Annotated in this window: 25 protein-coding genes; 13 read left to right on the top strand and 12 right to left on the bottom strand. The window is 69.7% G+C overall.

Features of this window, described 5'->3' with window-relative positions:
* Window positions 1-33 precede the first annotated feature (33 nt).
* Entirely contained in the window at window positions 34-408 is a 375-nt protein-coding gene (locus AC3WQM_RS26495) for a YXWGXW repeat-containing protein (protein ID WP_070063838.1), read from the top strand.
* 31 nt (window positions 409-439) lie between these two features.
* Here the strand turns inward: AC3WQM_RS26495 and AC3WQM_RS26490 are convergent, their stop codons facing one another.
* On the bottom strand, window positions 440-1,681 hold the full coding sequence (locus AC3WQM_RS26490; RefSeq protein WP_492682933.1) for a S1 family peptidase: 1,242 nt from the start codon (window positions 1,679-1,681) through the stop codon (window positions 440-442).
* A gap of 29 nt (window positions 1,682-1,710) precedes the next feature.
* Entirely contained in the window at window positions 1,711-2,568 is an 858-nt protein-coding gene (gene purU / locus AC3WQM_RS26485) for a formyltetrahydrofolate deformylase (protein ID WP_492682931.1), read from the bottom strand.
* A gap of 70 nt (window positions 2,569-2,638) precedes the next feature.
* Between purU and aptA the strand changes: the two genes are divergently transcribed.
* Window positions 2,639-3,973, top strand: coding sequence for an omega-aminotransferase AptA (aptA, locus tag AC3WQM_RS26480; RefSeq protein ID WP_492682929.1), 1,335 nt, complete (start codon window positions 2,639-2,641; stop codon window positions 3,971-3,973).
* 19 nt (window positions 3,974-3,992) lie between these two features.
* On the opposite strand, the gene AC3WQM_RS26475 is transcribed toward aptA, so the two are convergent.
* Window positions 3,993-4,367, bottom strand: coding sequence for a VOC family protein (locus AC3WQM_RS26475; RefSeq protein ID WP_492682927.1), 375 nt, complete (start codon window positions 4,365-4,367; stop codon window positions 3,993-3,995).
* Between the two features lies 1 nt (window position 4,368).
* Window positions 4,369-5,196 (bottom strand): ChaN family lipoprotein, encoded by an 828-nt coding sequence (locus tag AC3WQM_RS26470; protein WP_492682925.1) that lies wholly within the window; start codon window positions 5,194-5,196, stop codon window positions 4,369-4,371.
* Between the two features lie 64 nt (window positions 5,197-5,260).
* Between AC3WQM_RS26470 and AC3WQM_RS26465 the strand changes: the two genes are divergently transcribed.
* Window positions 5,261-6,316 (top strand): AbrB family transcriptional regulator, encoded by a 1,056-nt coding sequence (locus AC3WQM_RS26465; protein WP_492682923.1) that lies wholly within the window; start codon window positions 5,261-5,263, stop codon window positions 6,314-6,316.
* A gap of 69 nt (window positions 6,317-6,385) precedes the next feature.
* On the opposite strand, the gene AC3WQM_RS26460 is transcribed toward AC3WQM_RS26465, so the two are convergent.
* Both AC3WQM_RS26460 and AC3WQM_RS26455 read right to left on the bottom strand, forming a co-directional pair.
* Window positions 6,386-6,667: a BTH_I0359 family protein gene (locus AC3WQM_RS26460; protein ID WP_056577200.1), complete on the bottom strand. Its 282-nt coding sequence runs from the start codon at window positions 6,665-6,667 to the stop codon at window positions 6,386-6,388.
* Between the two features lie 109 nt (window positions 6,668-6,776).
* Window positions 6,777-7,949 (bottom strand): DUF3108 domain-containing protein, encoded by a 1,173-nt coding sequence (locus tag AC3WQM_RS26455; protein WP_492682921.1) that lies wholly within the window; start codon window positions 7,947-7,949, stop codon window positions 6,777-6,779.
* Between the two features lie 118 nt (window positions 7,950-8,067).
* Between AC3WQM_RS26455 and AC3WQM_RS26450 the strand changes: the two genes are divergently transcribed.
* From AC3WQM_RS26450 to AC3WQM_RS26440, 3 genes are all read left to right on the top strand, one after another.
* Window positions 8,068-9,135, top strand: a complete 1,068-nt coding sequence (locus tag AC3WQM_RS26450) for a fumarylacetoacetate hydrolase family protein (protein ID WP_492682919.1) — start codon at window positions 8,068-8,070, stop codon at window positions 9,133-9,135.
* Window positions 9,136-9,302: 167 nt separating this feature from the next.
* On the top strand, window positions 9,303-9,566 hold the full coding sequence (locus AC3WQM_RS26445; RefSeq protein ID WP_489062147.1) for a helix-turn-helix domain-containing protein: 264 nt from the start codon (window positions 9,303-9,305) through the stop codon (window positions 9,564-9,566).
* Entirely contained in the window at window positions 9,563-10,819 is a 1,257-nt protein-coding gene (locus AC3WQM_RS26440) for a HipA domain-containing protein (RefSeq protein WP_492682917.1), read from the top strand. Before AC3WQM_RS26445 ends, AC3WQM_RS26440 begins: the two co-directional genes overlap by 4 nt.
* A 19-nt stretch (window positions 10,820-10,838) precedes the next feature.
* Here the strand turns inward: AC3WQM_RS26440 and AC3WQM_RS26435 are convergent, their stop codons facing one another.
* On the bottom strand, window positions 10,839-11,627 hold the full coding sequence (locus AC3WQM_RS26435; protein ID WP_492682915.1) for a helix-turn-helix transcriptional regulator: 789 nt from the start codon (window positions 11,625-11,627) through the stop codon (window positions 10,839-10,841).
* Between the two features lie 83 nt (window positions 11,628-11,710).
* Here AC3WQM_RS26435 and AC3WQM_RS26430 point away from each other — a divergent pair, with 83 nt between their 5' ends.
* From AC3WQM_RS26430 to AC3WQM_RS26420, 3 genes are read left to right on the top strand one after another with little or no spacing between them, the layout of a single operon-like run.
* Window positions 11,711-13,471, top strand: coding sequence for an FAD-dependent monooxygenase (locus tag AC3WQM_RS26430; RefSeq protein ID WP_492682913.1), 1,761 nt, complete (start codon window positions 11,711-11,713; stop codon window positions 13,469-13,471).
* On the top strand, window positions 13,468-13,704 hold the full coding sequence (locus tag AC3WQM_RS26425) for a hypothetical protein (RefSeq protein WP_095746954.1): 237 nt from the start codon (window positions 13,468-13,470) through the stop codon (window positions 13,702-13,704). The genes AC3WQM_RS26430 and AC3WQM_RS26425 overlap by 4 nt, the downstream gene beginning before the upstream one ends.
* A gap of 4 nt (window positions 13,705-13,708) precedes the next feature.
* A complete protein-coding gene (locus tag AC3WQM_RS26420) occupies window positions 13,709-14,683 on the top strand; it encodes a Bug family tripartite tricarboxylate transporter substrate binding protein (RefSeq protein ID WP_062482864.1) in 975 nt (324 codons plus the stop codon).
* A 21-nt stretch (window positions 14,684-14,704) separates the two neighbouring features.
* On the opposite strand, the gene AC3WQM_RS26415 is transcribed toward AC3WQM_RS26420, so the two are convergent.
* Window positions 14,705-15,904: a toxin-antitoxin system YwqK family antitoxin gene (locus AC3WQM_RS26415; RefSeq protein WP_492683112.1), complete on the bottom strand. Its 1,200-nt coding sequence runs from the start codon at window positions 15,902-15,904 to the stop codon at window positions 14,705-14,707.
* Between the two features lie 2 nt (window positions 15,905-15,906).
* Complete coding sequence (locus AC3WQM_RS26410; RefSeq protein ID WP_062482861.1) at window positions 15,907-16,320, bottom strand: VOC family protein; 414 nt, start codon at window positions 16,318-16,320, stop codon at window positions 15,907-15,909.
* Window positions 16,321-16,384: 64 nt separating this feature from the next.
* Here AC3WQM_RS26410 and AC3WQM_RS26405 point away from each other — a divergent pair, with 64 nt between their 5' ends.
* From AC3WQM_RS26405 to AC3WQM_RS26390, 4 genes are all read left to right on the top strand, one after another.
* Entirely contained in the window at window positions 16,385-17,641 is a 1,257-nt protein-coding gene (locus AC3WQM_RS26405) for a TraB/GumN family protein (RefSeq protein WP_492682911.1), read from the top strand.
* Between the two features lie 11 nt (window positions 17,642-17,652).
* Window positions 17,653-18,024: a DUF2946 family protein gene (locus tag AC3WQM_RS26400; protein WP_492682909.1), complete on the top strand. Its 372-nt coding sequence runs from the start codon at window positions 17,653-17,655 to the stop codon at window positions 18,022-18,024.
* Between the two features lie 120 nt (window positions 18,025-18,144).
* Complete coding sequence (locus AC3WQM_RS26395; protein WP_492683110.1) at window positions 18,145-20,433, top strand: TonB-dependent receptor; 2,289 nt, start codon at window positions 18,145-18,147, stop codon at window positions 20,431-20,433.
* A 32-nt stretch (window positions 20,434-20,465) separates the two neighbouring features.
* The gene (locus AC3WQM_RS26390; protein ID WP_492682907.1) at window positions 20,466-21,395 is read left to right on the top strand and encodes a copper chaperone PCu(A)C domain-containing protein; all 930 of its coding nucleotides are present in this window, start codon (window positions 20,466-20,468) and stop codon (window positions 21,393-21,395) included.
* Between the two features lie 18 nt (window positions 21,396-21,413).
* Here the strand turns inward: AC3WQM_RS26390 and AC3WQM_RS26385 are convergent, their stop codons facing one another.
* The 3 genes from AC3WQM_RS26385 to AC3WQM_RS26375 form a co-directional block, all read right to left on the bottom strand.
* Window positions 21,414-23,135: a phospholipase D family protein gene (locus AC3WQM_RS26385; protein WP_492682905.1), complete on the bottom strand. Its 1,722-nt coding sequence runs from the start codon at window positions 23,133-23,135 to the stop codon at window positions 21,414-21,416.
* Between the two features lie 106 nt (window positions 23,136-23,241).
* Window positions 23,242-25,149, bottom strand: a complete 1,908-nt coding sequence (locus tag AC3WQM_RS26380; RefSeq protein ID WP_492682903.1) for an ATP-binding cassette domain-containing protein — start codon at window positions 25,147-25,149, stop codon at window positions 23,242-23,244.
* Window positions 25,150-25,410: 261 nt separating this feature from the next.
* Window positions 25,411-25,821, bottom strand: a 411-nt coding sequence (locus AC3WQM_RS26375; RefSeq protein ID WP_492682901.1) for a hypothetical protein, incomplete at its 5' end; no start/stop codon positions are given.

Genomic DNA, 25,821 nt, shown 5'->3' with positions numbered 1-25,821 from the left:
TGAAGGCTCCTCCAACAACCATGGGGCTTTCTCATGAAAACACTCGCAGTCGCTCTTTCCATCGGTGCCGCTTCGCTGCTGTCGGTGGGCGCCCTGACCGTTCCCACGGCCGCGCAGGCGCAGGCGGTGATCACCATCCAGGGGCCGCCGCCCCCACCGCGCTACGAGCGCATGCCGCCGCCGCGTCGCGGCTATGTGTGGTCGCCGGGCCACTATGAGTGGCGTGGCGGTCGCCATGTGTGGGTGCGCGGCATGTACGTGCGTGCCCGCCCGGGCTATGCCTACCGCGCGCCGGAGTGGCGCGAGAACAATGGCCGCTGGGAATACAACCGCGGCCGCTGGGACCGCGACGGCGACGGCGTGCCGAACCGCCAGGACCGGCGTCCGGACAACCCGTACCGCAATTGATCGATAGAGAGCGCGCGGCGCGCGCCCGGGGCTAGCGGATGCTCACCAGCTCGAGCACTTCGCTGACCTGGAACGCGCCGCCGCTCGCACCGCCGCGCGTCTGCACTTCGAAGCGGACGACGCGGCCCAGCTCCGGCGAGAACCACACGCTGGCGCGGTAGGTGCCGTACTGGTTGCCACTCCAGGCGCCCGCGTTCGCGAAGCGCTGGGTGTGGCCGCGGTAATCGATCTTCACCACCTTGAGCTCGCGGCCGTCGAACGGCAGCGTGGCGGCGTCGTCCACCACGGTGGCGCGCAGGTCCATCTTGATCCGCGTGCCGCCCATGGTGGTGTCGTACTCGGAGGCCCAGGCCGCATCGGGCTCCAGGCTCGGCCGGGCCCAACCGCCCGGCGGCATGACGCTGTCGAACTCGCCGGCCACGGCCGTCGTGACGCCGATCACCTCGCCGCCCGGCTTCTCGATCCAACCGCCGTTGTTGAAACTGAGGCGATCGTCGGTGGTGGTGGCCGTGTCCGCGCGGTAGATCACCTTGCGGTGCGTGTTGGTGAGCCGGTCGTGCAGCTGGTACTCCACGAGGTTCGGGCGCAGCAGCGACGTCGGAGCCGGCTGGGCGGCGAGGCGCTCGATGGCGCGTTGGCCGCGCGTCGGCAGCTCTGCGATCCACGCGGCCGGCATGGCGAGGGTTGCCGGGGCCGAGCCGGCGACGAGGCCCACCAGGCGACCTTGCGCATCGAACAGGCCGGCACCGGCCAGGCCCGCTTCGGTCGGCGTGGCCAGCTGCAGCGACTCGAGCGCGCCCGCGGCATTGCGGCGCACACCGCCGAGCATGGAAATGCCGAGCGTCAGTTCGCGCCCGCGTGGCGCGCCGATGACGTACAGCGGCATCCCGACCTGCAACGCCCCCGCGGGCACGACGCCCAGGGTGGGCGACACGAGGTTCGCGATGCGTAGCTGGCATAGGTCGCGTTCGACGTCCGGGTGCTCCAGCGCGGCGCCGTAGCTCACGTTGTCGCGGCGCAGCGCCACGGCGCTGGCCTTGGCCAGCAGCTTGCAGCTGGTGACGGCCGTGCCCGGGCCGGTGGCGACCGCGCTGCCGGTGGCCAGGACCTTGCCCTGGGCGTCGCTGGCCTGCACCAGCCAGACGCTGGGCGAGACGCGCGCGAACAGCGCGTCGGGCGCCAGCGGGGCGCTGCCGGCGCGTGCGTCCTGGGCGAAGGTGGCGGGCGCTGCCAGAGCGGCAGCGAGGGCGAAAAGCGGAAGCTGCAGGCGCATCTGGGAGCGGCGGTGAGGAGGGTTGAGGGTTAGCGGAACACGACCGTGCGGTGGCCGTTCAGCAGCACGCGGTGCTCGCTGTGCCACTTCACGGCGCGGGCCAGCACCTGGCTTTCAGTGTCGCGGCCACGGGCCGTGAGGTCTTCGACCGTGTCGGTGTGGTCGGCGCGGGCCACGTCCTGCTCGATGATCGGGCCTTCGTCGAGGTCGGCCGTCACGTAGTGGGCGGTGGCGCCGATCAGCTTCACGCCGCGGTCGTGCGCCTGGTAGTAGGGCTTGGCACCCTTGAAGCTGGGCAGGAACGAGTGGTGGATGTTGATCGCGCGGCCGGCCAGGCTCTTGCACAGGTCGTTGCTCAGGATCTGCATGTAGCGCGCGAGCACCACGAGTTCGGCGCCTTCGGCCTCGATGATCTCCAGCTGCTTCGCCTCGGCCTGCGCCTTGGTCGCGGCCGTCACCGGGATGTGGTGGAAGGGCACGTTGTAGCTGGCAGCCAGCTGGTAGAAGTCGCGGTGGTTCGAGATGATGGCGCGCACGTCGATCGACAGCAGGCCGCTCTTCCAGCGGAACAGCAGGTCGTTCAGGCAGTGGCCTTCCTTGCTGACCAGGATCACGGTCTTCATCGGGTCGGCGGCGGCGTGCAGCTGCAGGCTCATGCCGAAGCCGGTGGCGAAGGCCTTCAGCTCCTCGCGCAGCACGGCTTCGCTGTGCTCGCCGCAGGCGAAGCGCACGCGCATGAAGAACAGGCCGGTGCCGTGGTCGTTGTATTGGGCGGCCTCTTCGATGTTGGCGCCGCGCTCGAGCAGGAAGCCCGACACGGCGTGCACGATGCCCGTCCGGTCGGGACAGGAGAGGTTCAGGATGTAGGCAGGCGTAGTGGTCGTCATCAGGGGCAGGATTGTGGCAGGGGTGCCAGAATCGCGATTTTCCCTCCATACATAACCGCAGGAGCGAGACATGGCCTTCCAGGACTTCAACATGGACAACCAGTGGTTGCCCTTCACGCCCAACCGCCATTTCAAGAAAGACCCGCGGGTGTTCGTGGCGGCCGACGGCATGACGTTCACCACGCACGACGGCAAGAAGGTGGTCGACGGCATCTCCTCGCTGTGGTGCGTGGGCGCGGGCCACAACCGCAAGCCGATCAACGAGGCGATCAAGAAGCAGCTGGACACGCTGGACTACGCCACCGCCTTCCAGGTCAGCAACGACAAGGCCTTCAAGGCGGCCGAGATGATCGCCGCGCTGGCGCCGGGCGACCTGAACAAGGTGCTGTTCTGCAACTCGGGCTCCGAGGCCGCCGACACCTCGATGAAGGTGGCACTGGCCTACCACCGCGCGCGCGGCGAGGGCCACCGCAACGTGTTCATCGGCCGTGAGAAGGGCTACCACGGCGTGGGCTTCGGCGGCATGTCGGTGGGCGGCATTCCAGGCAACCGCAAGGTGTTCGGCTCGGCCTTCCTGCCGCGCGTGGACCACATGCGCTTCATTCACGACCCGGTGAACCATGCCTACATCCACAACCAGGAGCCGGTGTGGGCCGAAGACCCGCTGGTCGAACTTGAGACGCGCATCCTGCCGCTGCACGACCCGAGCAACATCGCCGCGATCATCGTGGAGCCGGTGGCCGGTTCGGCCGGCTGGTACCTGGGGCCGCAGGGCTACCTGAAGCGCCTGCGCGAGATCTGCGACAAGCACGGCATCCTGCTGATCTTCGACGAGGTGATCACCGGCTTCGGGCGCATGGGCACCAACTTCGCGTCCGACTTCTTCGGCGTGGTGCCCGACATGCTGAACTTCGCCAAGTGCGTGACCAACGGCGTGATTCCGCTGGGCGGCGTGATCTGCCGCGACAAGCTCTACGACGCGATGATGAAGACCGACGCGCCCGAGCACGTGGTCGAATTCTTCCACGGCTACACCTACTCGGGCCACCCGGTGGCCTGCGCGGCGGCGGTGGCCACGCTCGATCTCTACAAGGAAGAAAACCTGTTCGCGCGCGCCGGCGAGATGGGCAAGGTGCTGGGCGATGCCTTCCACAGCACCTTCAAGGGCCTGCCGAACGTGATCGGCATCCGCAGCCTGGGCCTGGCGGCGGCGGTGGAGCTGGCGCCCATTGCCGGCTCACCGGGCAAGCGGGCGTACGAGGTGTTCCTCGACTGCTTCCACAAGGGCACGCTGGTGCGGGCCGCGGGCGACGTGCTGGTGATTGCGCCGCCTTACATCGTGGAGAAGCAGCACATCGACACGCTGGTCAACACGCTGGCGGATTCGATCAAGAAGCACGCCTGAGCGGCGGCCGGTAGCCGGTTCATCGCGCTGCGGTGTGCAGCGCGAGCGCGATGCAGTTGCCTTCCAGGTCTTCGATCTCCGCCACGGAGCCGAAGCTGCCCGCCTCGGTTTCCGGGAACAGCACGGTGCCGCCGGCCTCGATGGCCTTGGCCAGCGTGGCCTGGATGTCGGGCACGCTGAAGTACAGGCGTGCGCCGGATTTCCCCGGAACGTAGCTGTCGCCCTGGGCCAGGGCGCCGCTCGCACCGCGACCGCCTTCGGCGTATGGGAAGAACGCCATGTCGTTGCCATGGACGGTCGCGCGCTCGAAGGCACAGCCGAAGACCGCGCCGTAGAAGCGCAGGGCCCGCGCCATGTCCTGGACCGGGATTTCGAAGTAGGAGACGGGGTTCATCTCAGGGCCGCTTGGCGGGCGGTTGCCTGAGTTCGGCGCAGTAGTCTTTCTCGGGCAGCGCCGGCGTGCGCCAGGTGGCGTCGTAGGCGGCGGTGTCGTCTTCAGTCGAACCACCGGCCTGCAGGTGGACGGTCTTCACCGACACATCGGTCGGCAGGTGCTGCGGCACGCCCAGCACCTTGGTGACGTGGCCGGCACCGGCGATCAACACCACCGTCTTGCCGGGTTGGCGGGCCTTCACCAGCGCCTGCGCCATGGCGCGGTCGCGCCCGACCTGGATGCGCGTCATCGGGCCGATCTGCGATTCGGGCAGCAGCTTGCAGTGGCCCTCGCGCACGGCCTCCTGCTGCATGGCGTAGGCCTCGCCGTTGAGTTGCACGTCGAGCGAGACGTCGGCCATCGCGTCCTTCATGCGCGCACGCGGCAGGTTGGCGCCGACCACCGGCACGCCGGCGCGCACGGCGGCCATCACGGACGGGCCGTAGCGCGTCCAGGGCCAGGCCTTGTCGTTCCAGCCGAGGGCGGCCTGCACCTGCGCGTCGGTCGCATCGGTGGGCAGGCGGGCGCTGCTGCGGCCTTCTTCGGCCATCTCGAGCGCCAGGGCGGCGAGCTGGCCGCGCTCGGCCAGGGCCTGCACGGTCTCGCGCTCGAGCGTGTGGTGTTCGGGGGCGTCGTGCTGCTCGCCGAGCAGCAGGGCATCGGCCGGCAGCAGGGCCGCCACGCGGCGCGCGACGGGCGCCTCGGCGGACAGCGCGGCGCAGCCGGCGAGCAGGGCGGCGGCGACCAGGGGCGCGAGGAACCGGGAAGCACGGGAAGGGCGAGGAGGCATCCCGCCATACTATGCCCGGCGCCCCGCACCGGGCTGTCGTCCTTTTCCGCTGCTTTCTCTGCCCGTGTCCTTTCGTTTTCCCCTTCGCGTGCTGGCCACGCTGCTGCTGGCGCTGGCCGCCGCACTCGCCTGTGTCGCGCTGCACACCCCGCTGCCCTGGATGATCGGCCCGCTGTTCGCGGTGTCGCTGGCCTCGATCGCGGGCCTGCCGACCGCGAGCCACACGCCGCTGCGCAACATGGGCCAATGGGCCATCGGCACGGCGCTGGGTCTGTATTTCACGCCGCAGGTGGTGACGCTGGTGGCCGGCGTGTGGTGGGCGATCCTGCTGGCCATCGGCTGGGCGCTGCTGCTGGGCTGGGGTTTCGGCCGCTGGCTGCACCGCGTGCATGCGGCGCGCATGCCGCATGTGCCGGCGAAATCCATGAGAGCCACGACTTACTTCGCTGGTGCCATCGGCGGGGCTTCGGAGATGACGCTGCTGGCCGAATCGGCCGGTGCGCGCACCGACCTGGTGGCCGCCGCGCACAGCCTGCGCCTGATGGTGGTGACGGTGACGATCCCGTTCGCGATGCAGTGGAGCGGGCTGCACGGCCTGGAGATCAACCCGCCCGGCGTGCGCGAGGTGAACCCGGCCGGGCTGGCCCTGCTGGTGCTGGCCACCGGCGTGGGCGGGCTCGTGATGCGGGCGTTGGGTCGCACGAATCCGTGGTTCATGGGGCCGCTGCTGGTGGCGATGGGCTTCACTGTGGCGGGGCAGTCGCTGTCGGCCGTGCCGACCTGGCTGTCGAACACCGCACAGCTGGTGATCGCCGTGAGCCTGGGCGTGCGCTTCAGCCGCGAGTTCCTGCACACGGCGCCGCGCTGGCTCGGCTCGGTGGCGCTGGGCACGGTCGGCATGCTGGTGCTGTGCGCCGGCGCGGCCTGGCTGCTGGCGGGGGCGACGGGGCTGCATCCAGCCACGATGATCCTGGGCACCTCGCCCGGCGGCATCGCCGAGATGTCGATCACGGCCAAGGTGCTGCAGCTGGGCGTGCCGGTGGTCACGGCCTTCCAGGTGTGCCGGCTGGTGGCGGTGTTGCTGATCGTGGGGCCGATGTACCGCTGGACCGAGCGCTGACGGCCTGGGAGACAGGCAAAGAAAAAGCGCCCCGCGGGGCGCTTTTTTCGTTCGGGCGGGGCAGGCCGCTCAGTGCACCAGCACCGGCGTGTGCGCCAGCTCGGCGTAGCCCTCGAGCGTGTCTTCGACCTCTTCCTGCGTGGGCGTGTTGAGCTGCCAGGCGGCGATCTGCTGCTGGAACAGTTCGGCCCAGGAGCCGTCGAGGTACACCTCCTTGCCCGATCGCTTGTCGACGATCTCGAAGCCGTGGCGTTCCAGCACGGGGCCGTTGGGCTTCGTGCTGGGCTCGTCGCCGTCGTTCGGCTGCACGTGCACGACGACGAAGGACTCGGAGTCGTAAAGCATGTTCATGGCGGGCCCTGTGAGGATGTCGATGGCGTTCATGGGGGTTAGATAGCAATCAACGCGCCAGTTTCAAGAACAGTTGTCGTCGCGCCGTTGATATGTGAACCTTTTTGCCTCAATTGGCGGGCGCCTGGGGTAGGGGTTTGCGCAATTGGGCGTCAGCAAAATCACCATTTGCCTCGGTTTGCCGGATGCGCACGGGCAGATAGCCGTACTGCGGCGCCAGCCAGAGCTCCAGTTTCCGGTCGAACTCCTTGCGGGGCGTGCGGGTGAGCTTGCGCGTGGTGAAGTCGCCGGCCGGGAGGCTCAGCTGCTCCTCGTCGCCCACCTCGAAGACCCAGACCTCGGCGTCGCGCACGCCCACGGTCTGGACCGAGATCCGGGTGCCCGCCGGGTAGCGCGCCGGGCTGGCCGCCAGCAGGCCGCCCAGCTGCATCATGACGCTCATGCGGTCCTGCGCGCCGGGCTGCAGGGGCACGCTGGGGGCGTTGTTGCTGAAGATGATCTGCCCCTGGTCGCGCGCGAAATGCGAGGCCACCTCGGCCTTGCGGCTTTCCGAATAGCGCTCGGGTTCCAGGCCGGAAGGGCCGATCTTGCCGGTGCTGTGCCAGTTCAGCAGGGTGAAGAACACCGCCTTGAGCGTGAGCCGCCCGTCGTAGCGGGTGCCGTCCTGCAGCCAGACCAGTTCGCCGAACACGCCGCGCTGCGGCGAGGCGCCTTTCTGGCCCGTGGCTTCGAAATCGAGCGTGACCGAGCCCGGAATCCGCAGCGCCTGGGTGCCGGCGATGGTGCCCGAGGCGCCGCTGCCGGCCGTCGTCGTGCCGCCCTGCGTGCCACCGGCCGTGGTGCCGGTGGCGGCGGCCGGGGCGCTGGCCGGTGCCTCGGGGGCGGTTGCTCCTGAATCTGTAGCGGCTTGCGCGGTCTGGTCGGGCGTTTCCGGGGGAGGCGTCTGGGCCGGCGCGTCCGGCACGGGCGCCGGGGCTGGCTTGGGGCGGGGCACCGACGCCTCGCGCGGACGCCGGGGCTTGGCCGGTGGCGGCGGCTTGGCCGCGACCGGCGCGGCGGCCGGTGCCGCGGGGGCTTCCGCCGCGGGCGGCGCGATCACGATCGTGCGCGTGATGAACTTGCTGGCCAGCGGCGAAGGCTCCGGCCCGATGGCCATCGGCGCCAGCCCGAGCAGCAGCAGGTGCGCCAGCGCCACCATCAGTGTCAGCCCCGCGAGCGCGCGCCAGGACGGGCGCCCGGGCAGGCCGAGGGACAGCGGTGGGGGCGCGACGTGCGTCGACATGGGTAGGTGGAGTGGGCCGCGGCGCCGAGGTTCACGAAGTCCACTCGGTACACTGCCGCCCGTTCAACCAGTTTAGTGGGCGCGGCGCCGCGCCCTTTTTCTTGCTCACGCCCGCACCATGAAACTCGCCACCCTGAAGGACGGCTCGCGCGACGGCCAGTTGGTCGTCGTCTCGCGCGACCTCACGCTCGCCCACTACGCCACCGGCATCGCGAGCCGGCTGCAGCAGGTGCTGGACGACTGGGGCTTCATGAGCCCGCAGCTGCAGGACCTGTACGACGCCCTCAACCACGGCCGCGCGCGCCACGCCTTTCCCTTCGACCCCGCCCAGTGCATGGCGCCGCTGCCGCGCGCCTACCAGTGGGCCGACGGCTCGGCCTATCTGAACCACGTCGAGCTGGTGCGCCAGGCGCGCAACGCCGAGGTGCCCGAGAGCTTCTACACCGACCCCCTCATGTACCAGGGCGGCAGCGACGACTTCCTGGGCCCGGTCGACGACGTGATCGTGCCCAGCGAGGCCATGGGCATCGACTTCGAGGCCGAGATCGCCGTCGTCACCGGCGACGTGAAGATGGGGTCCACGCCCGAGCAGGCGCTGGACGGCATCCGCCTCGTGATGCTGGCCAACGACGTGAGCCTGCGCAACCTCATCCCGGCCGAACTGGCCAAGGGCTTCGGCTTCTTCCAGAGCAAGCCCGCCACCGCCTTCAGCCCCGTGGCCGTCACGCTCGACGAGCTCGGCGAGGCCTGGCAGGACGGGCGCGTGCACCTGGCGCTGCAAAGCAGCTGGAACGGCCGCAAGGTCGGCCTGTGCGACGCCGGCCCCGAGATGACCTTCCACTTCGGCCAGCTCATCGCCCACATCGCCAAGACCCGCAACGTGCGCGCCGGCAGCATCGTCGGCAGCGGCACCGTGAGCAACAAGGGCGTCGAGAAGAGCGGCCGCATGGAATGGCCCAAGGGCTACTCGTGCATCGCCGAGAAGCGCTGCATCGAGACCATCCAGGACGGCGCGCCCGCCACCGACTTCATGAAGTTCGGCGACACCATCCGCATCGAGATGAAGGGCCTGGACGGGCGCTCGCTGTTCGGCGCGATCGACCAGGAGATCGTGTCGACGGCGGGGCGGCCGGTGGAGGCGCCGGTGTCGCTGGTGAAGGCGGGCGAGGAGTCCACTGGAGACTGAAATTTTGATCCCATGGGGTCAAATGCTATTGATCTGCCAAGTTTTTGATCAAAAGTATCCTCATGAGGACAAAAAAAGACCGCAGGCGCATCAATTTGATCTCAGCGGGTCAAATTTGACGGATTTGCCTATTCCGTGAGCTAATGTGCTCTCCTGAGGTCAAATTCATGAAGCTCACCCCCGACAGCCTTCCAGCGCTGGCCTTGCGCCTCAAGGCGGAGCGCAGGCGCCAAGGCCTGTCCCGTGCGCAAGCTGCCGCGGTCTGCGGTGTCAGCACTTCGTTCATCCGCGATGCCGAAAGCGATCCCGGACGCTGTTCCCTGTTGAAGCTGCTGCTTCTCGGCTCCGGCCTGGGCTTGCAGGCGAGTTTCGACGGATGGCTCACAGACCCCGGCGGTGACGCCGCGTCGCTGGACGGGAACGCCGAATGATCCGGCTGCGCGTCTGGGCCAACGCCCGTCCCATGGGATGGTTCGGTCACGCCGCCGCGGACTACTTCTTCGAATACGACGCACAGTGGCTCGAACAGCCGGGCCGCCATGTGCTGGCGCCGCAGTTTCCACTGGGCGCCGACCGGTACACGGGCAACGCGGTGCGCGTCTTCTTCGAGAACCTGCTCCCGGAAGGCGAAGTGCTCGAGGACATCGTCAGTGCGATCCACCTGCGAGGCGCGTCGTCCTTCGAGCTGCTGGGGCGCCTGGGGGCTGAACTGCCGGGGGTGCTGTCGCTGCTGCCGGCCGATGCCCGGCCCGCACCCGCACAGGCGTACCGGCCATTGCCACTCGAAGTGCTCAGCCGCCGGCTGGCGGACCGCGACCGCACGCCGTTGCTGGTGTCGAACGCCGAGGCGACCATGTCGCTGCCCGGCGCGCAGGACAAGATCGGGCTGCGGTTCGATGCGAAGCAGATGCGGTTCAGCGACAGCGTGGGCGCATCGCCGACCACGCACATCCTCAAGCCCGACACCCGGCAGGCGCGCTACCGGCCGAGCGCCATCAACGAGCTGGCGTGCATGCAACTGGCGCGTGCGCTCAAACTGCCGGTGCCCGATGTCTGGATGCTGCGCATCCCGGAAGCCGCTTACGTCGTCGCGCGCTACGACCGCGTGCGGGTCGCCGGCAACATCGTGAGCCTGCACCAGATCGACGGTTGCCAGCTGCTGGGGCACGGGCCCGCCTGGAAGTACGAGCGAAGCGGCGGGCTCGTGAGCTTGCCGTTGCTGGTCGGTGCGTTGCGCGGGCTTCGCGTGCGGGGCGCCGACCTGCTGCAGTTCCAGCGCTGGGTCATGTTCAATTACCTGATCGGCAATGCCGACGCGCATGCGAAGAACGTGTCGGTGATCGTCGACGACCAGGGCTTTCGCCTCGCGCCGTTCTACGACCTGCTGTGCGTGCGCGCCTATGGCGACACCGGGCTGGCCCTTTTCATCGGCGATGACAAGACCTTCGACGCCGTCGGCCGTCACTCCTGGGAGGCGCTGTGCCAGGACTGCGGCTTTCGTCCGGCGGAAACGCTCGAAGAGCTGCGAAAGATGGCGCGTGCGTTGCTGCCCGCGTGGAAGAAAGTCCGGGCCGCCATCGATCGTGCGCACTCGCCTGTCGAGGCGGAAGTGCGGGTGCTCGACAAGATGACGCAGGTGTTCGAGCTGCACGTGGGCCACGTGGCGTCGATGCTGGGCGACTGAGCGTCATCGACGACACCGGTCAGGCGGCCGCAGGCATCGCACCCCGCAGCAACTCCTTCTGCGTCCGAATCCCCAACCGCCGGAACGCCCGGTACTGATGCGTGCGCACCGTGCTGAGCTCCACGCCCAGCACGCGCGCCGTTTCCTTCGCCGTGCGGCCCGCCATCAGGTGGCCGATCACCTCGCGCTCGCGCAGGCTCAGCGTCAACAGCCGCGAGGCGAGGGTGGGCGCGGCCGCCTCGTGCACGGCCGCCGCGCTGCGGCTGTGGGCGCTGGCGGCGTCGGCCAGCAGGGTGGCGTGGGCGGCGATGACGCCGAAGTCGGTCTCGCCGAACTCGGGTTGCGCCAGGCTGCGGTAGAAGCTCACGGCCACGCGCTGGCCGCTCGGGCGCAGCAGCAGCACCGAACTGCGCTCGCGGATGCCCACGTCGCCGTAGCAGGCGGCGCGGTAGGCGGGGTCGGCCACCTCGTCGCCGTGCTGGTGGCCCATCCACAGCTGCGCGCGCTTCGGCAGCTTGCGCGCGGCCAGCCAGGCCATGTGGGGGTCGAGCCGGTCGTAGCGCTGCGCCACGTAGCGCTCGGCGGTGCGCTCGGCCGTGTGGCCGTAGCTGCTGGCGGCCGAGACGGTCTCGATACGGCCGGTGGCGTCGACGCCGAACACGGTGCAGAAGGTGACGGGCATCACGCGGTGCATCGCCGCCAGGCAGCTGGCCGCCAGGTGCGGCGTGCCGATGCCCGCCAGCACGTCGCCGACGACGGCCGCCGACAACAGCGCGTCGGCGGCGGGGTGGAGGCGCCAGCGTTTCATGGGTGTCGAAGGGAGACTAGGGTAAATACCTCCTACGAAGTTATGACATTGGCGCGGGCGGTGCATCGGGACAATCCCGTTCCATGACCACCACCCGTACCGCCGACGCCGCCACCGGCCCCGTGCCGCCGTCGTCCTCCGCGACCGCGCTGCCGCCTTCGGTCGGCGCCTTCCACTACACGCGCTTCGCGCCCCGGCTGCCGTCGCTCGGCGCCGACGGCATGGAGCCCGGCCGCCACCCCGTCGTGATCGCGGGCGGCGGCCCGGTGGGCATGGCGCTGGCGCTGGGGCTCGCCAACCACGGCGTGCGCTGCGTGGTGCTCGAGGCCGACGACACGGTCTGCGTGGGCAGCCGCGCGGCCTGCATCTCGCGCCGCAGCCTGGAGATCGTCGAGCGCCTGGGCGCGCTGCCGGCCTTCATGGGCAAGGGCCTGCCGTGGAGCGTGGGGCGCAGCTTCTACAAGACGGCCGAGGTGTTCCGCTTCGAGATGCCGCAGGCCGCGCAGCAGAAGCTGCCGCCGATGATCAACCTGGAGCAGTACTACATCGAGCAGTACCTGCTGGACGAGATCGAACGCCGCAACGCTCTGACGCCGGGGCTCGTGGACATCCGCTGGGGCACCGAGCTCACCGCGCTCGCGCAGGACGAGGACGGCGAGGGCGTGACGCTCGACGTGCGCAACGCCGAGGGCGCCTACCGCCTGCGCGGCCAGTGGCTCGCGGCCTGCGACGGCGGCCAGAGCTTCGTGCGCAAGTCGCTCGGGCTGGCGCTGGAGGGCACGGGCTACGAAGGCCGCTACGTGATCATCGACATCGAACTGCACAGCGACCACCCGACCGAGCGCCGCGCCTGGTTCGACCCGCCGTGGAACCCCGGCTCGACCGTGCTGATGCACCGCCAGCCCGACGACATCTGGCGCATCGACTACCAGCTGCGCGCCGGCCAGAGCACCGAAGACGCGCTGCAGCCCGCGGCGGTGGCCGAGTTCGTGCAGCGCCACCTCGACGCCATCGGCGAAGGCCACCTGCCGTGGAAGACGGTGTGGACCTCGGTGTACCGCGCCGGCGCGATGACGCTCGAGCGCTACCGCCACGGCCGCGTCGTGTTCGCGGGCAACGCGGCGCATGCGATGCCGATCTTCGGCGTGCGCGGCCTCAACTCGGGCTTCGACGACGCCGACAACCTGGCCTGGAAACTGGCCTTCGTGGCCCAGGGCCTGTCGGGCCCGGCGCTGCTGGATTCGTACTCGCAGGAGCGCATCGCGGCCTTCCACATCAACGCCGAGAGCGCGATGCGCAGCACCGAGTTCATGTCCCCGCCCTCGCGCGGCTTCGACCTGCTGCGCGAGGCGGCGCTGTCGCTGTCCGAGGTGCACCGCGGCATCGCGCAGCTCATCAACCCGCGCCAGACGCAGGCCGTGCGCTACGACGGTTCGGCGCTGTCGAGCACGGGCGATGCGCTGCCCGCCGGGCCGCTGCCGGGCGAGGCGATGCCCGAGCAGCCGCTCGCGCAAGGCCATCTGACCGACTGGATCGGACCCGTGTTCACGCTGCTGGTGCTGCAGCCGGACCTGGCGCCGCTGCCCGACGCCGACATCGCGCAGGCCCGGCAAGGCGCCTTGCCTTTCGCGGTGCGCACCATCGGCAGCCTGGGGAGCAACGACCGCACCGATGCGCAGGCATCCCCCGCCGTTTTCGCAGCGCTTGGCGCGCAAGACGGTGCGGTCTACCTGCTGCGCCCCGACGGCCACGTGGCCGCGCGCTGGCACCGCCTGCCGGCCGGCGCGCTGCCCGCCGCGCTGGCGCGCGCGGCCGTCGCCACTTCACAGGACATCCCCGCATGACGACCTCCGCCCCCTCGCTCCATCCCGACGCCCGCGACCGCCTGTATGCCGAGTGCGCGCGCGCCATCACCGAGGCCGGCGCCGAGCGCGAATCGCTGTTCCTCGCGCGGCTCGCGCTGCTGCTGTTCGAGCAGGTCGGCGACGAGGCGCGCTGCCGCGCCGCGCTGGCCGACGCGTTGCGCGCGCTGCCCGTACCATCGCTGTCCGCTTCCGAACAAAAAACAGGAGATTGATCTCATGGATCGCCGCACCCTTCTCGCCACGCTCGCCTCCGGCGCCGCCGTGGCCGCAGCCCCCTTCGCCCACGCCCAGGACTACCCCGCGCAGCTCATCAAGTGGGTCGTGCCGTACCCCGCGGGCGGCGGCACCGACGTGATCGCGCGTGTGCTGGCCGAGGCCATGCGCCAGACGCTGGGCCAGCAGATCGTGGTCGACAACCGCCCCGGCGCGTCGACCAACATCGGCGCCGACCTGGTCGCCAAGAGCAAGCCCGACGGCTACACGGTGCTGTCGGCCGACAACGCCGTGCTGGCCTTCAACGAGCACCTGTTCAGCAAGCTGCCGTTCAACCCCGAGAAAGACTTCACCTACATCGGCGCCATCGGCAAGTTCCCGCTCGCGCTGGTGGTGCACCCGGACTTCCCGGCCAAGACCTTCAAGGAGTTCCTGGCCTACGTGAAGGCCAACCCCGGCAAGGTCAACTACGCCTCGCCGGGCAACGGTTCGCCGCACCACCTGGCGATGGAAATGTTCAAGGCGCGCACCGGCACCTTCATCACCCACATCCCGTACCGCGGCGCGGCGCCGGCCATGGCCGACGTGATGGGCGGCCAGGTGCCGTGCATGTTCCTGGACCTGGCCTCGGGCCTGCCGATCATGCAGGGCAACAAGGTGCGCGTGCTGGCCATCGGCTCGGGCGCGCGCAGCAAGCGCCTGCCCGACGTGCCGACGCTGGCCGAAGTGGGCGTGCCCAACACCGAGGTGTTCGCGTTCCAGGGCATCCTCGGCCCGGCCGGCCTGCCCGCCGCGGTGGTGAACAAGCTCAACAGCGACCTGAACAAGGCCTTCAGCACGCCGGCCGTGCAAAAGCGCTTCGACGACTTCGGCATGGAAGCGATGCCCGGCACGCCGGCGCAGTTCGCGGCGCTGTCGCGCGCCGAGTCGAAGCGCTGGGGCCCGATCATCAAGCAGGCCGGCATCAAGCTGGACTGATGCCGTCAGGGGGCGTTCACCTCAACGGGTGAATGCCTTTCTGGAGCCGTCCTCGAAGACTTCGTCGTCGCGCTGCAGCTCGCCGTTCTCGTCCCAGCTGCGTTCGCGCGTCACGCGGCCCTTGTCGTCGAAGCTCGACTCGGCCAGCAGCTCGCCCTTTTCATTGAAGCGCTGGTGCGTGCCCACGGGCACCTGCCGGCCGCGCCCCGGCGCGAGGTAGCGGCCCTGCGCGGCGCGCTGGCCGCTGTCGTAGAACTCGGTCACGTCGACCATGCGCTCGCTGCCGGCACCGCTGTAGACGGCCTTGCTGCGCGGCTGGCCGTTGAGGTGGTAGCTGTCGTCGCTCACGGGCTCGCCCGCGGCGTTCCAGCGCTGGTCGCGCACCAGCGAGCCGCGGTCGGAAAACTCCTGCTCGCGCTGGCGGATCGACGAGCGCCCGACCAGCAGCCACACGGTTTCGCGCCGCTTCACGCCTTCTGACGAAAAACTGCGCTCCACGCGCCGGTTGCCGGCGGTCTCGTCGACCACCGAGGGCTTGCCGTTGTCGTAGAACTCCTGCGTGCGCACGCGCTTGCCCGCCTGGTACGAGAGCTTCGAGCGCAGGGTGCCACGCGCGTCGAACAGGTCGACGTTCGACGGCCCGCCCGTGAAGCCGCACAGCTTGGCGTCGTCGGCCACCGGCGCCAGCACGGGCGCCTCGGCGCAGCGCAGCATCGACATCTGGCCGCGCTCGGTGAACTCGACCATGGCGCGCTCGGTGCCGCGGTCGGGGTAGAAGGTGGCGCGCCGCAGCTGGCCGCCGGGGTAGAAGCTGCGCACCAGGCCGCGCTCCTGGCCGTCGTCGTACATGGCGTCGCGCAGCACCTGGCCGCCGGGCGCGAACTCGCGCGCGCGGCCGTGCATGTTGCCCTTGGCGTTGACGGTGTGCTCGCGCGCGAGCTTGCCCTTTTCATAGAAGCGCACCAGGCCCATGAAGACGCCGTTCTGCACCTGCTGCTCGCGCTGCAGCTCGCCGGTGCCGCGGTCCTTGCAGCGCATCAGGCCGGTCTTGCCGGCGGTGCTGTTGCCGTCGGCCGGGCTCACGCGCTGGCCGTTCAGCTCGCACTCCTGCTGCGCGTGGACCGTCGGGGTACCCAGCAGCGCAGCCAATGCGATCGCGGCCGGGCCGAGGAGGGACGCGGCCGCCCGGGGCGCCCGAAAAGCGGGAGCGGGCGGGCGCAGGGTCACTTGTCGTAAAGCGTGTCGAGCGAACGGAAGCCCTTGACCTCGATCGGGTTGCCGAAGGGGTCGCAGAAGAACATCGTCCACTGCTCGCCCGGCTGGCCTTCGAAGCGCACCTGCGGCTTCAGCACGAACTCGGTGCCGGCGGCCTCGAGGCGCCCGGCCAGTGCCTGCCAGTCGGGCAGCGCGAGCACGATGCCGAAGTGCGGCATGGGCACCATCGCATCGCCGACGCGGCCGGTGCGGGTGGTGGCGAAGGGTTCACCGAGATGCAGCGAGATCTGGTGGCCGAAGAAGTCGAAGTCGACCCAGGTGTCGGTGCTGCGGCCTTCGGCGCAGCCGAGCACGTCGCCGTAGAAGCGGCGGGCGCCGTCCAGGTCGCGCACGTGGAAGGCAAGGTGAAAGATGCTTTGCATGGTTTTGGATTATGGGCAGCGGTGCTGTGAGAATGCCGGACTTTCTTTAATCATGGAGCTCGCCTTGCGGATACTCCGAGCCCTCGTCACACCGCTGCGCCTGCTGTCGCGCGGCACCGACCGGCCGGCGCCCCAGCGCCTTCTTGCACGTCTGACCCGCCAGGCCTTCGCGGCTGTCGGTGGTTGTTTCATCGCGGTCGCGGCGCATGCCGCCGCTTGCCCGCCCTCGGCCATCGCCAGCCTCGAGAAGCCCGGCATCGGCCTGCGCAACGGCATCGACCGCGGCCTGCTGTGGCGCATCGAGCGCGACGGCCGCACCTCGTGGCTCTACGGCACCCTGCACCTGGGGCGCGGCGAATGGGTGCGCCCCGGCCCCACCGTGCAGAGGGCAATGGCGCAGAGCGACACGCTCGCGCTGGAACTCGACTCGCGCGACGACGCCACGGTGCGCGCCCTGAGCCAGCCTGCGGACCCGGCCGCGGTGGCGCGCGTGCTCAGCGGCGAACGCGCCCGCCGGCTCGAGCGCCAGAACGCCGAGGCCTGTGTGCCGCCGGGCTCGACCGCCCGGCTGCCGCCCATCCTGCAGGTCACGGCGCTGACCGCGCTGGCGGCGCGCGCCGACGGCCTGTACGCGGAGTTCGGCGTCGACGAGACGCTGGCCGTCTCGGCCCGCAACAGCAACAAGCCGATCGTCGCGCTCGAGAACGCCGCCGACCAACTGCGTTGGCTCACCGGCGGCTCCGAAGCCGAAGAGGCCGAGCAGATCGACGCCATGCTCGACGAGCTGGAGTCGGGCCGGCTGCGCGGCCAGCTCAAGACGCTGGCCGACATCTGGGCGCGCAGCGACGCGGCCCGGCTGGCGCGCTACCCCGAGTGGTGCGAGTGCCTGAACACGCCGGCCGAGCAGCGCCTCATGAAGCGCCTGCTCGAGGACCGCAACCCCGGCCTGGCCGACGGCATCGAGCGCCTGCATGCGGGCGGGCGCAGCGCGTTCGCCGCGGTCGGCGCGCTGCACATGGTCGGCGCGCAGGGGCTGCCCACGCTGATGGCGGCGCGCGGCTTCACCGTGACGCCGGTGCTCACCGAGGCGCAAGCGCAGCAGGCGCTGCCGATGCCGGCGCTCGCCGCGCCCGAGCCGCCGGCCCGCAAGGCGGTGCGCGGTGGCAAGAACGTGAAGGGGCAGAAGGCAGTCAAGGGCGCCGGCCAGAAGGCGACCGCGAAGGGCGGGGCCAAGCCGGCGGCGAAGGCTGCCGCCGCGCCCAAGGGAAAGGCCGCACCCCGTGCCGCCCCCAAGGCCGCGAACAGCAAAGTGCGCCGATAATCGCGACCGCCATGCACACGCTGCGTCCTCACCCCCGCCTGATCGGCCGCCTCGGCCGGTGGGTGCTGCTGTGGTTCGTGCTGTCGCTGGGCGTGGCGGTGGCGTCGCCGGTGGTGCATCCGCAGGCGATGGAGCTGGTGTGTTCCGGCGCCGGCACCATCAAGGTGGTGGTGCACACCGAAGACGGCGTGCAGGACATGGGCGCCACGCACATGGACTGCCCGCTGTGCGTGCTGACCGGCGCACCGCCCCCGCCGCCCGTGGCGGCCGCGTTCGATGCGCCACTGCCGCTGGGGCGCGTGCTCCAACCCATTCCTGCCGCGCGCCATGCTGCGGCCACCGCCGCGCCGCTGCCGGCGCGCGGGCCCCCGAACTTCGCCTGAGCGATCCGCCCATCGCCGTCTGTCGGCGCACCCCGGTGCGCGCGGGCAGCCCCCTTGGCTTGATGAAGTTCGTGGAGCCGGTTCCCCTTGAAAAAGAACACCCTCGCCCTGGCGATCGCCATGGCATTTCCCTTCAGCGCGCCGGTGTGGGCGCAGCAGCAGCCACCGCCGCCTGAGGCCACGGCCGCCCCGGGCCGCGCGCTGGGCACCGTCACCATCAGCGGCGGCCGGCCGACCTCGCTGCCGACGCAGATTCCCACCACCATCGAAGGCGTGACCGCCGAGCAGATCGCCGAGACGGTCAACGCGACCGACGCCGAAGACGCGCTCAAGTACCTGCCGAGCCTGCTGGTGCGCAAGCGCTACATCGGCGACTTCAACCACGCGGTGCTCGCCACGCGCGCCTCGGGCACGGGCAACAGCGCCCGCGCGATGGTCTACGCCGACGGCATCATGCTGTCGAACCCGCTGGGCAACGGCGCCACCTTCGCGCCGCGCTGGGGCATGGTGTCGCCCGACGAGATCGAGCGCGTCGACGTGCTCTACGGCCCGTTCTCGGCCGCCTACCCGGGCAACTCGGTGGGCGCCGTGGTCGACTACGTGACGCGCATGCCCACGCAGCTCGAGGCGCACGTCAAGCTCAGCGGCTTCGCCTCGAACTTCGACCTGTACAACAGCCATGCGTCGCCGGGCGGCCAGCAACTCGACCTGTCGCTGGGCAGCCGCAGCGGCGACTGGTCGTGGTGGCTCGGTGCCTCGCGCACGCACAGCAAGGGGCAGTCGCTGTCGTTCGCCAACCGGCTCGTGAGCGCCGGCACCGTGGGCAGCGCGGGCACGCCCGTCACCGGCGCGGTGCTCGGGCTGAACCCGTCGAACCAGCCGTGGTGGCTGCTGGGCGGCATCACCGCCTACGACACCACCCAGGAGCAGGCCAAGCTCAAGCTGGCCTACGACTTCTCGCCCACCGTGCGCGCCACCTACACGCTGGGCGCCTGGCACAACACCACGCACGGCCGCACCGACACCTACCTGCGCGATGCGCTCGGCCAGCCGGTGTACGGCGGGCGCGTGAACCTCGGCGGACGCACCTACAACCTCGACGCACCGGCGGCGGCCTTCGCGCCGACCGAGACGGCGCTCACGCACTACATGCACGGCCTCTCGGTGAAGAGCCACACCGGCGGGGTGTTCGACTGGGAGGTGGCGGCGAGCCTGTTCGACTACGCGAAAGACACCTCGCGCACGCCGACCACGGCGCTGCCCGGCGCCTTCTACGGCGGCCCCGGCCGCACCACCGACATGGGCGGCACCGGCTGGCACACCCTCAAGGCCGCGGGCACCTGGCGGCCCACCGGCTCGGCCGAAGGCGTGGGCGCGCACGTGGTCGACTTCGGCGTCCAGCAGGACACCGCACGGCTGCGCAGCGCCATCGGCAACACGCGTGACTGGATCGGCGGGCCGGCCGTGTCGCCGTTCTCCGCCTTCAACGGCAACACGCGGCTGCGCTCGCTCTTCGTGCAGGACACCTGGCGCTTCGCGCAGGACTGGAAAACCACGCTGGGCCTGCGCCACGAGCGCTGGGAGGCCTACGGCGGCCAGCTCGGCAACGCGGCGCGGCTGCTCGACTTCGCGCCGCGCAAGAACAGCTTCGTCTCGCCCAAGGCCGCGCTCGCCTGGCAGGCCACGCCCGACTGGCACTTCAAGGCCTCGGTCGGCCGCGCTGTGCGCATGCCCACCGTGAGCGAGCTCTACCAGGGCTCGATCGAGGGCAACCGCATCGTCAACACCAACCCCGAGCTGCGTCCCGAGCGCTCGTGGACCGCCGAGCTGAGCGCCGAGCGCGACCTCAAGCGCTGGGGCGTCGACGGCGTGCTGCGCACCACGCTGTTCTTCGAGCACACGAAGGACGCGCTCTACACCCAGGCGCTCACCAACCTCGTGAGCACGGTGCAGAACGTCGACGCCATCCGCACGCGCGGGCTGGAGGTGGCGATCAACACGGTCGACGCGGGCATCCAGGGGCTGGACCTGGGCGGCAGCCTCACGCTGACCGATTCGAAGATCACCGCCAACCGCGGCTTCCCGGCCAGCGTGGGGCGCGACCAGCCGCGCGTGCCCAAGGTGCGCGCCTCGCTGCTCGCCACCTACCGGCCCGACGCCAAGTGGAGCTACACCGTCGGCGCGCGCTACAGCGGGCGGCAGTACGGCACGCTCGACAACAGTGACCCGAATGGCATGGCCTACATGGGCTTCTCGAAGTTCTTCGTGGTCGATGCGCGCATCCGCTACCGCATCGACCGCCAGTGGAGCGCTGCCGTCGGCATCGACAACCTGAACAACCGCACCTACTGGGCCTTCCACCCGTACCCGCAACGCACCTTCGTGGCCGAACTCAAGTTCGACCTTTGACCCTCACTTTTTCCTCTCCAAGGACACACGCCATGACGAAGCCTTCGACCTCCACCTTCCACACCCTCGCCGCCTGCGCGCTGCTGGCCGGTGCCGGCGCCGCCAGCGCCCACGTGAGCCTGCCCCCGGGCGGCGCCACCGTCGGCAGCGAGTACAACGCCGCCTTCCGCGTCGGCCACGCCTGCGAAGGCGCCAAGGCCACGACCGGCCTCGCGGTGCGCCTGCCCAAGGGCTTCGTGCTCACCGACGCGCAGGCGCGCAAGGGCTGGAAGCTCGACGCGCCCAAGGCCGGCAGCGCCGAAGGCGAAGTGCGCTGGACGGCAGAGACGCCGCAGAACGCGCTGCCCGGCAGCGAGCGCGGCGAGTTCGTGCTGCGCGGCAAGGTGCCCGCCACGCCGGGCCCGCTGTGGTTCAAGGTGCGCCAGGACTGCGACGTCGGCAGCGTCGACTGGGCCGAAGTGCCCGCGTCGGGCAGCGCCACGGCCGGCCTGAAGACGCCGGCGCCCAAGCTCGACGTGGTCGCGCAGGGCGTGGCCACGGTCGACGTGCGCGACGCCTGGGTGCGCCAGTCGGTGCCGGGCCAGAGCGGCACGGGCGCCTTCATGAAGCTCACCGCGCCCACGGGCACGAAGCTGGTCGGCATCTCGACGCCCGCCGCCGGCGTGGCCGAGGTGCACGAGATGAAGATGGAAGGCGACACCATGCGCATGCGCGAACTCGCGGGCGGCCTCGAGCTGCCGGCCGGCAAGACCGTCGAGCTCAAGCCCGGCGGCTACCACGTGATGCTGATGGACCTGAAGGGTGCGATGACCAAGGGCGCGACCGTGCCCATGACCCTGAAGTTCGAGGACGTCAAGGGCGCGAAGACGACGCTTGAGCTGAAGCTGCCGGTCGGTGCGCCCGAAGGCGCCGCCGCCGCTGCTGCGCCCGCGGCGGGCGGTGCGCACCAGCACAAGCACTGAACTGGTCGAGCCGGACCCTCAGAGCAACTGGTCCGGCGCCAGCGGCCCGAACAGCCGCAGCAGGAAGCGCAGCGTGGCGCTCGCGTCGGGCTCGGTGTCCGTGTCCTGCAGGCCGCTGCCTTCGGGCGCCTGCCACACCAGCGCGCCCTTCACCAGCTCGACATGCCACGAGCGTTCGCGCATGCCGCGCTCGATCTGTTCGGCCGCCATGCGCGAGAGCTCGCCGCTGCGGATCAGCAGCGCGATCTCGGTGTTCTGCAGCTGCGAGCGCAGGTCCAGGTTCATCGAGCCGACCACCAGCAGCCGGCCGTCCATCACCAGCACCTTGGAGTGCAGCATCGCGCGCGATTCGCCGCCCACGCCGCTGCCGCCCGAGGAGCCGAACACATTGCCGAAGTCGGTCTGTTCGCTGCGCAGCTCGTACAGCTCGACGCCTGCGGCGAGCAGCGCCTTGCGGTGGCGCGCGTAGCCCACGTGGGCGATGGGGGCGTCGTTCGAGGCCAGTGAATTCGTCAGCACCCGGATGCGCACGCCCCGCGCGCGCGCGGCGGCAAAGGCCTGCTGCATGTCGGGGCCGGGCACGAAGTAGGGCGAGATGATCAGCAGGTCGGTGCGCGCCTGGCCGATCAGCTGCAGCAGGCCCTCGACCACCGTATCGGCGCTGGACGCCAGGTCGGCCAGGGCGGTGGCGCTGCGCGAGGGCAGTTCGGGCTGGCTCACCACGAGGTCGGGGTTGCGCACCGCGCCGGGGCCGCTGTCGGCCGGGATCTTGCCGGGCGCATCGGCCAGCATCAGCGCCGGGGCCCAGACGAAGGCGGCGCTGCGCAGGTCGAGCGGTTTCTCGTCCCAGGCGCGGGCGCGTTGCTCGGCCGTGGGCGCCGCGCCAGGCCGGGGCTTGTCGTCGGCCGGCTCCGAACGGTTGCGGGCCTCGGCCGCTTCGTCGTCGAGTTCCTTGTCGACCCGGCGGGCGCGCTCACGGATGTGCTGGAACTCTTCGCGCGAGACCAGCGACTGCACGGGGTAGGCGCGCTCGTTGTTCCAGTAGCTGTCGAAGCTGCGCGAGAGGTCCTGCACGATCGGGCCGGCCGCCAGCACGTCGACGTCGACGAAGTTGCCGGTGGTGGCATTGCCGAAGTAGGCGTCGCCCAGGTTGCGCCCGCCCGTCACGCCCATCACGTTGTCGGCCAGGAACAGCTTGTTGTGCATGCGCTGCTGGATGCGCGAGACCTCGCCGATGGCGTTGAGCATGCGGTTGAAGCCCGTGCCGCGCGAGCCCGCGAGCGGGTTGAACAGGCGCATCTCGATGTTCGGAATGAAGGCCAGGCCGAGCACCAGCGCGTCGCGGCCGATGGTGTGGAAGTCGTCCAGCAGGATGCGCACCCGCACGCCGCGCTCGGCCGCCGCCTGCAGCCCGCGCACCAGCCGGCCGGTGCTGGCGTCGGCGTGGATGGCGTAGTACTGCAGGTCCAGCGTTTTCTGTGCGTTCTCGATCAGCGCCAGCCGGCTGCCGTAGGCGGCCTGCGGGCCGCCGAGCAAGAGGAAGCCCGAGTCGAAGCGCGCCTTGTCGGCCTGCCGCCGCTCTTGCAGCAGCGTGGCCAGCGCCGTGCCGTCGGACGAGGCGAGCGCGGTCGAGACGGGGCGGTCCACCTCCTTCGGCAGCTGCGCGCAGGCGCCGAGCACCAGGATCGCCAGCAGCGCGACGCTGCGGCGGACCAACGCGTGGAAGGAAGAAGAAGGCATGCGGCGGGGTCTTTCCGGGGGCTTGGGAAGGCGGTGCCGCATGTATAGCCGAGTTGGCGTCCGTCGTGGGTGGGACGGACGGCCAACCGGCGCAGGAAGACGGCGCTCAGCGCCCGGCGCCGAGCTCTTCCTGGCGTTCCAGCGCGGCGAGCAGCTCGTCGTCGATCTTGGCGTGGCGCTCGCTCAGCTCGACCGCGCGCGAGGCGTCGCTCGCGTAGATGGCGCCGCCGTCGAGCTCGAGCATCTCGCTGATGCGCTTCTGCTCGGTTTCGAGGGCTTCGATCTGCGCGGGCAGGGCTTCGAGTTCGCGCTGCTCCTTGTAAGAGAGCTTCTTGCGGGGCCCGCCGGTAGGGGCTGCGGCGGGTGCAGCCGCGGGCGCCGGGGCCGGGGCGGCGGCTGGAGGCGGCGGTGGTGCCGACGCGAGGCGCTGCTCGGCGATCTCGCGTGCGCGCTTGGACTGGATCAGCCAGTCTTCCACGCTGCCTTCGTACTCGCGCCAGCGGCCGTCGCCCTCGAAGGCGATCGTGCTGGTCACCACGTTGTCCAGGAAGGTGCGGTCGTGGCTCACGAGGAACACGGTGCCGTCGTAGTCCTGCAGCAGGCCTTCGAGCAGCTCGAGCGTGTCGATGTCCAGGTCGTTGGTCGGCTCGTCGAGCACCAGCACGTTGGCCGGGCGCGCGAACAGGCGCGCCAGCAGCAGGCGGTTGCGTTCGCCGCCGCTGAGCGAGCGCACGGGGGAGTTGGCGCGCGCGGGCGAGAACAGGAAGTCCGACAGGTAGCTCTTGACGTGCTTCTTCTGGCTGCCGATTTCGATCCACTCGCTGCCGGGGCTGATGAAGTCTTCCAGCGTGGCGTCGAGGTCGAGCTTGTCGCGCATCTGGTCGAAGTACGCCACCTGCTGGTTGGTGCCGCGGCGGATCTTGCCGCTGTCGGGCTCGAGTTCGCCCAGGATCAGCTTGAGCAGCGTCGTCTTGCCGGCGCCGTTCGGGCCCAGCAGGCCGATCTTGTCGCCGCGCAGGATGGTGCCGCTGAAACCGCGGATCACGGTCTTCTCGCCGAAGGACTTGGTGGCGTCGGTGAGTTCGGCCACGATCTTGCCGCTGGACTGGCCCGAGGCCACGTCCATGTTGACGCTGCCCTGCACCTCGCGGCGCGCAGCGCGGCTGGCGCGCAGTTCCTGCAGCCGCGTGATGCGGCTCTGGCTGCGCGTGCGGCGCGCCTCGACGCCCTTGCGGATCCAGATCTCTTCCTGCGCCAGCAGCTTGTCGGCCTTGGCGCTGATGATCGCTTCCTGGGCGAGCTGTTCTTCCTTCTGCAGGAGGTACTGCTCGAAGTTGCCCGGGTAGGAACCCAGCTTGCCCCGGTCGAGCTCCACGATGCGGGTGGCGACGCGGTTCAGGAAGCTACGGTCGTGGGTGATGGTGACGACGCTGCCCTTGAAGTCGATCAGCAGCTGCTCCAGCCACTCGATGGAGTCGAGGTCCAGGTGGTTGGTGGGTTCATCTAATAGAAGGACGTCCGGCGCGGCTACCAGGGCCTGGGCCAGCGCGACCCGCTTGCGCGTGCCGCCCGAGAGCGAGCCGACGCGCGCGGTGGGGTCGAGGTGGAGGCGGTGCAGCGTCTCTTCGACACGCTGCTCCCAGTTCCAGGCGTCATAGGCTTCGATCTTGGACTGCAGGGCGTCCAGGTCGAGGCCGTCCGCGCCGGAGAGGTACAGGTCGCGGATGGCGATGACTTCGCCCAGGCCCTGGCTGGCGGCGGTGAAGACGTCCGCATCCATGTCGAGCGCGGGTTCCTGCGCCACGTAGGCCACGCGCAGGTTCTGCTGCAGCTGCAGCGTGCCGTCGTCGGGCTTTTCCAGCCCGCCCAGTATCTTGAGCATCGACGACTTGCCGGCGCCGTTGCGGCCGATCAGGCCGATGCGTTCCGATTCGAGAAGAGAGAAGTCCGCATGATCCAGCAGCGGGACGTGACCGAACGCGAGCTGCGCGTCGAGGAGTGTGATGAGTGCCATGTGGCACGGATTATCGGAGGGGCGGGTTACGGCGCCTGGCGGCTGGGGGAGAAGGCTTCTTTATGGCTCTCTATATAGAAGGGACTGGAGTCCCCTGGGAGAGACGCCGGCAGCCTGGGAAGAGACTCGAAGTGGGCGGCGAGCGGGGCGGCAAAGGTCTTCTTCAAGTTTCTTTCGGTTTGGCTTGCACGAGCCGAAATCTGTCATATACTCGTGGGCTTCGCTGCTGAATACCTCTGGTTTTCGAAGCGACCGGTGCTCTCAGGGGTGTTGGTTGTGAGTGGTGAAGAAAGTCTTCGAAAGTTGACGCGGTTTGAAAAAACAGTGCATAATCGAAGGCTTCGCTGAAACGGCTTCAGCGACTTGAACTGGAAGGTTCGGGTTGCAAGAAAGAAGAAGTGGAAAGCGAAAAAAGTCTTCGAAAGTTGACGCGGTGTTGAAAAACAGTGCATAATCGAAGGCTCCGCTGAAAACAACTTCAGCAGCTTGAATTGAAAGATTCGGGATGCGAAAAAAGAAGTTGAAGAAAGCGAAAAAAGTTTGACGATACTTAAAAAATCGTGCTAGACTACAAGGCTTCGCTGATCGCAGCAAAGCAAAACGAAGTAAACGATAAGTTGCTTCGGTGATCGTTAAAAAATTACAGCCGATAAGCGTGGGCGTTTGAAGGTA

The sequence above is a fragment of the Variovorax sp. FW301-JW7 genome, from assembly GCF_058788795.1.
The sequence above is the reverse complement of the archived record's forward strand: the minus strand, read 5'-3'. Positions and strand labels throughout refer to the sequence as shown.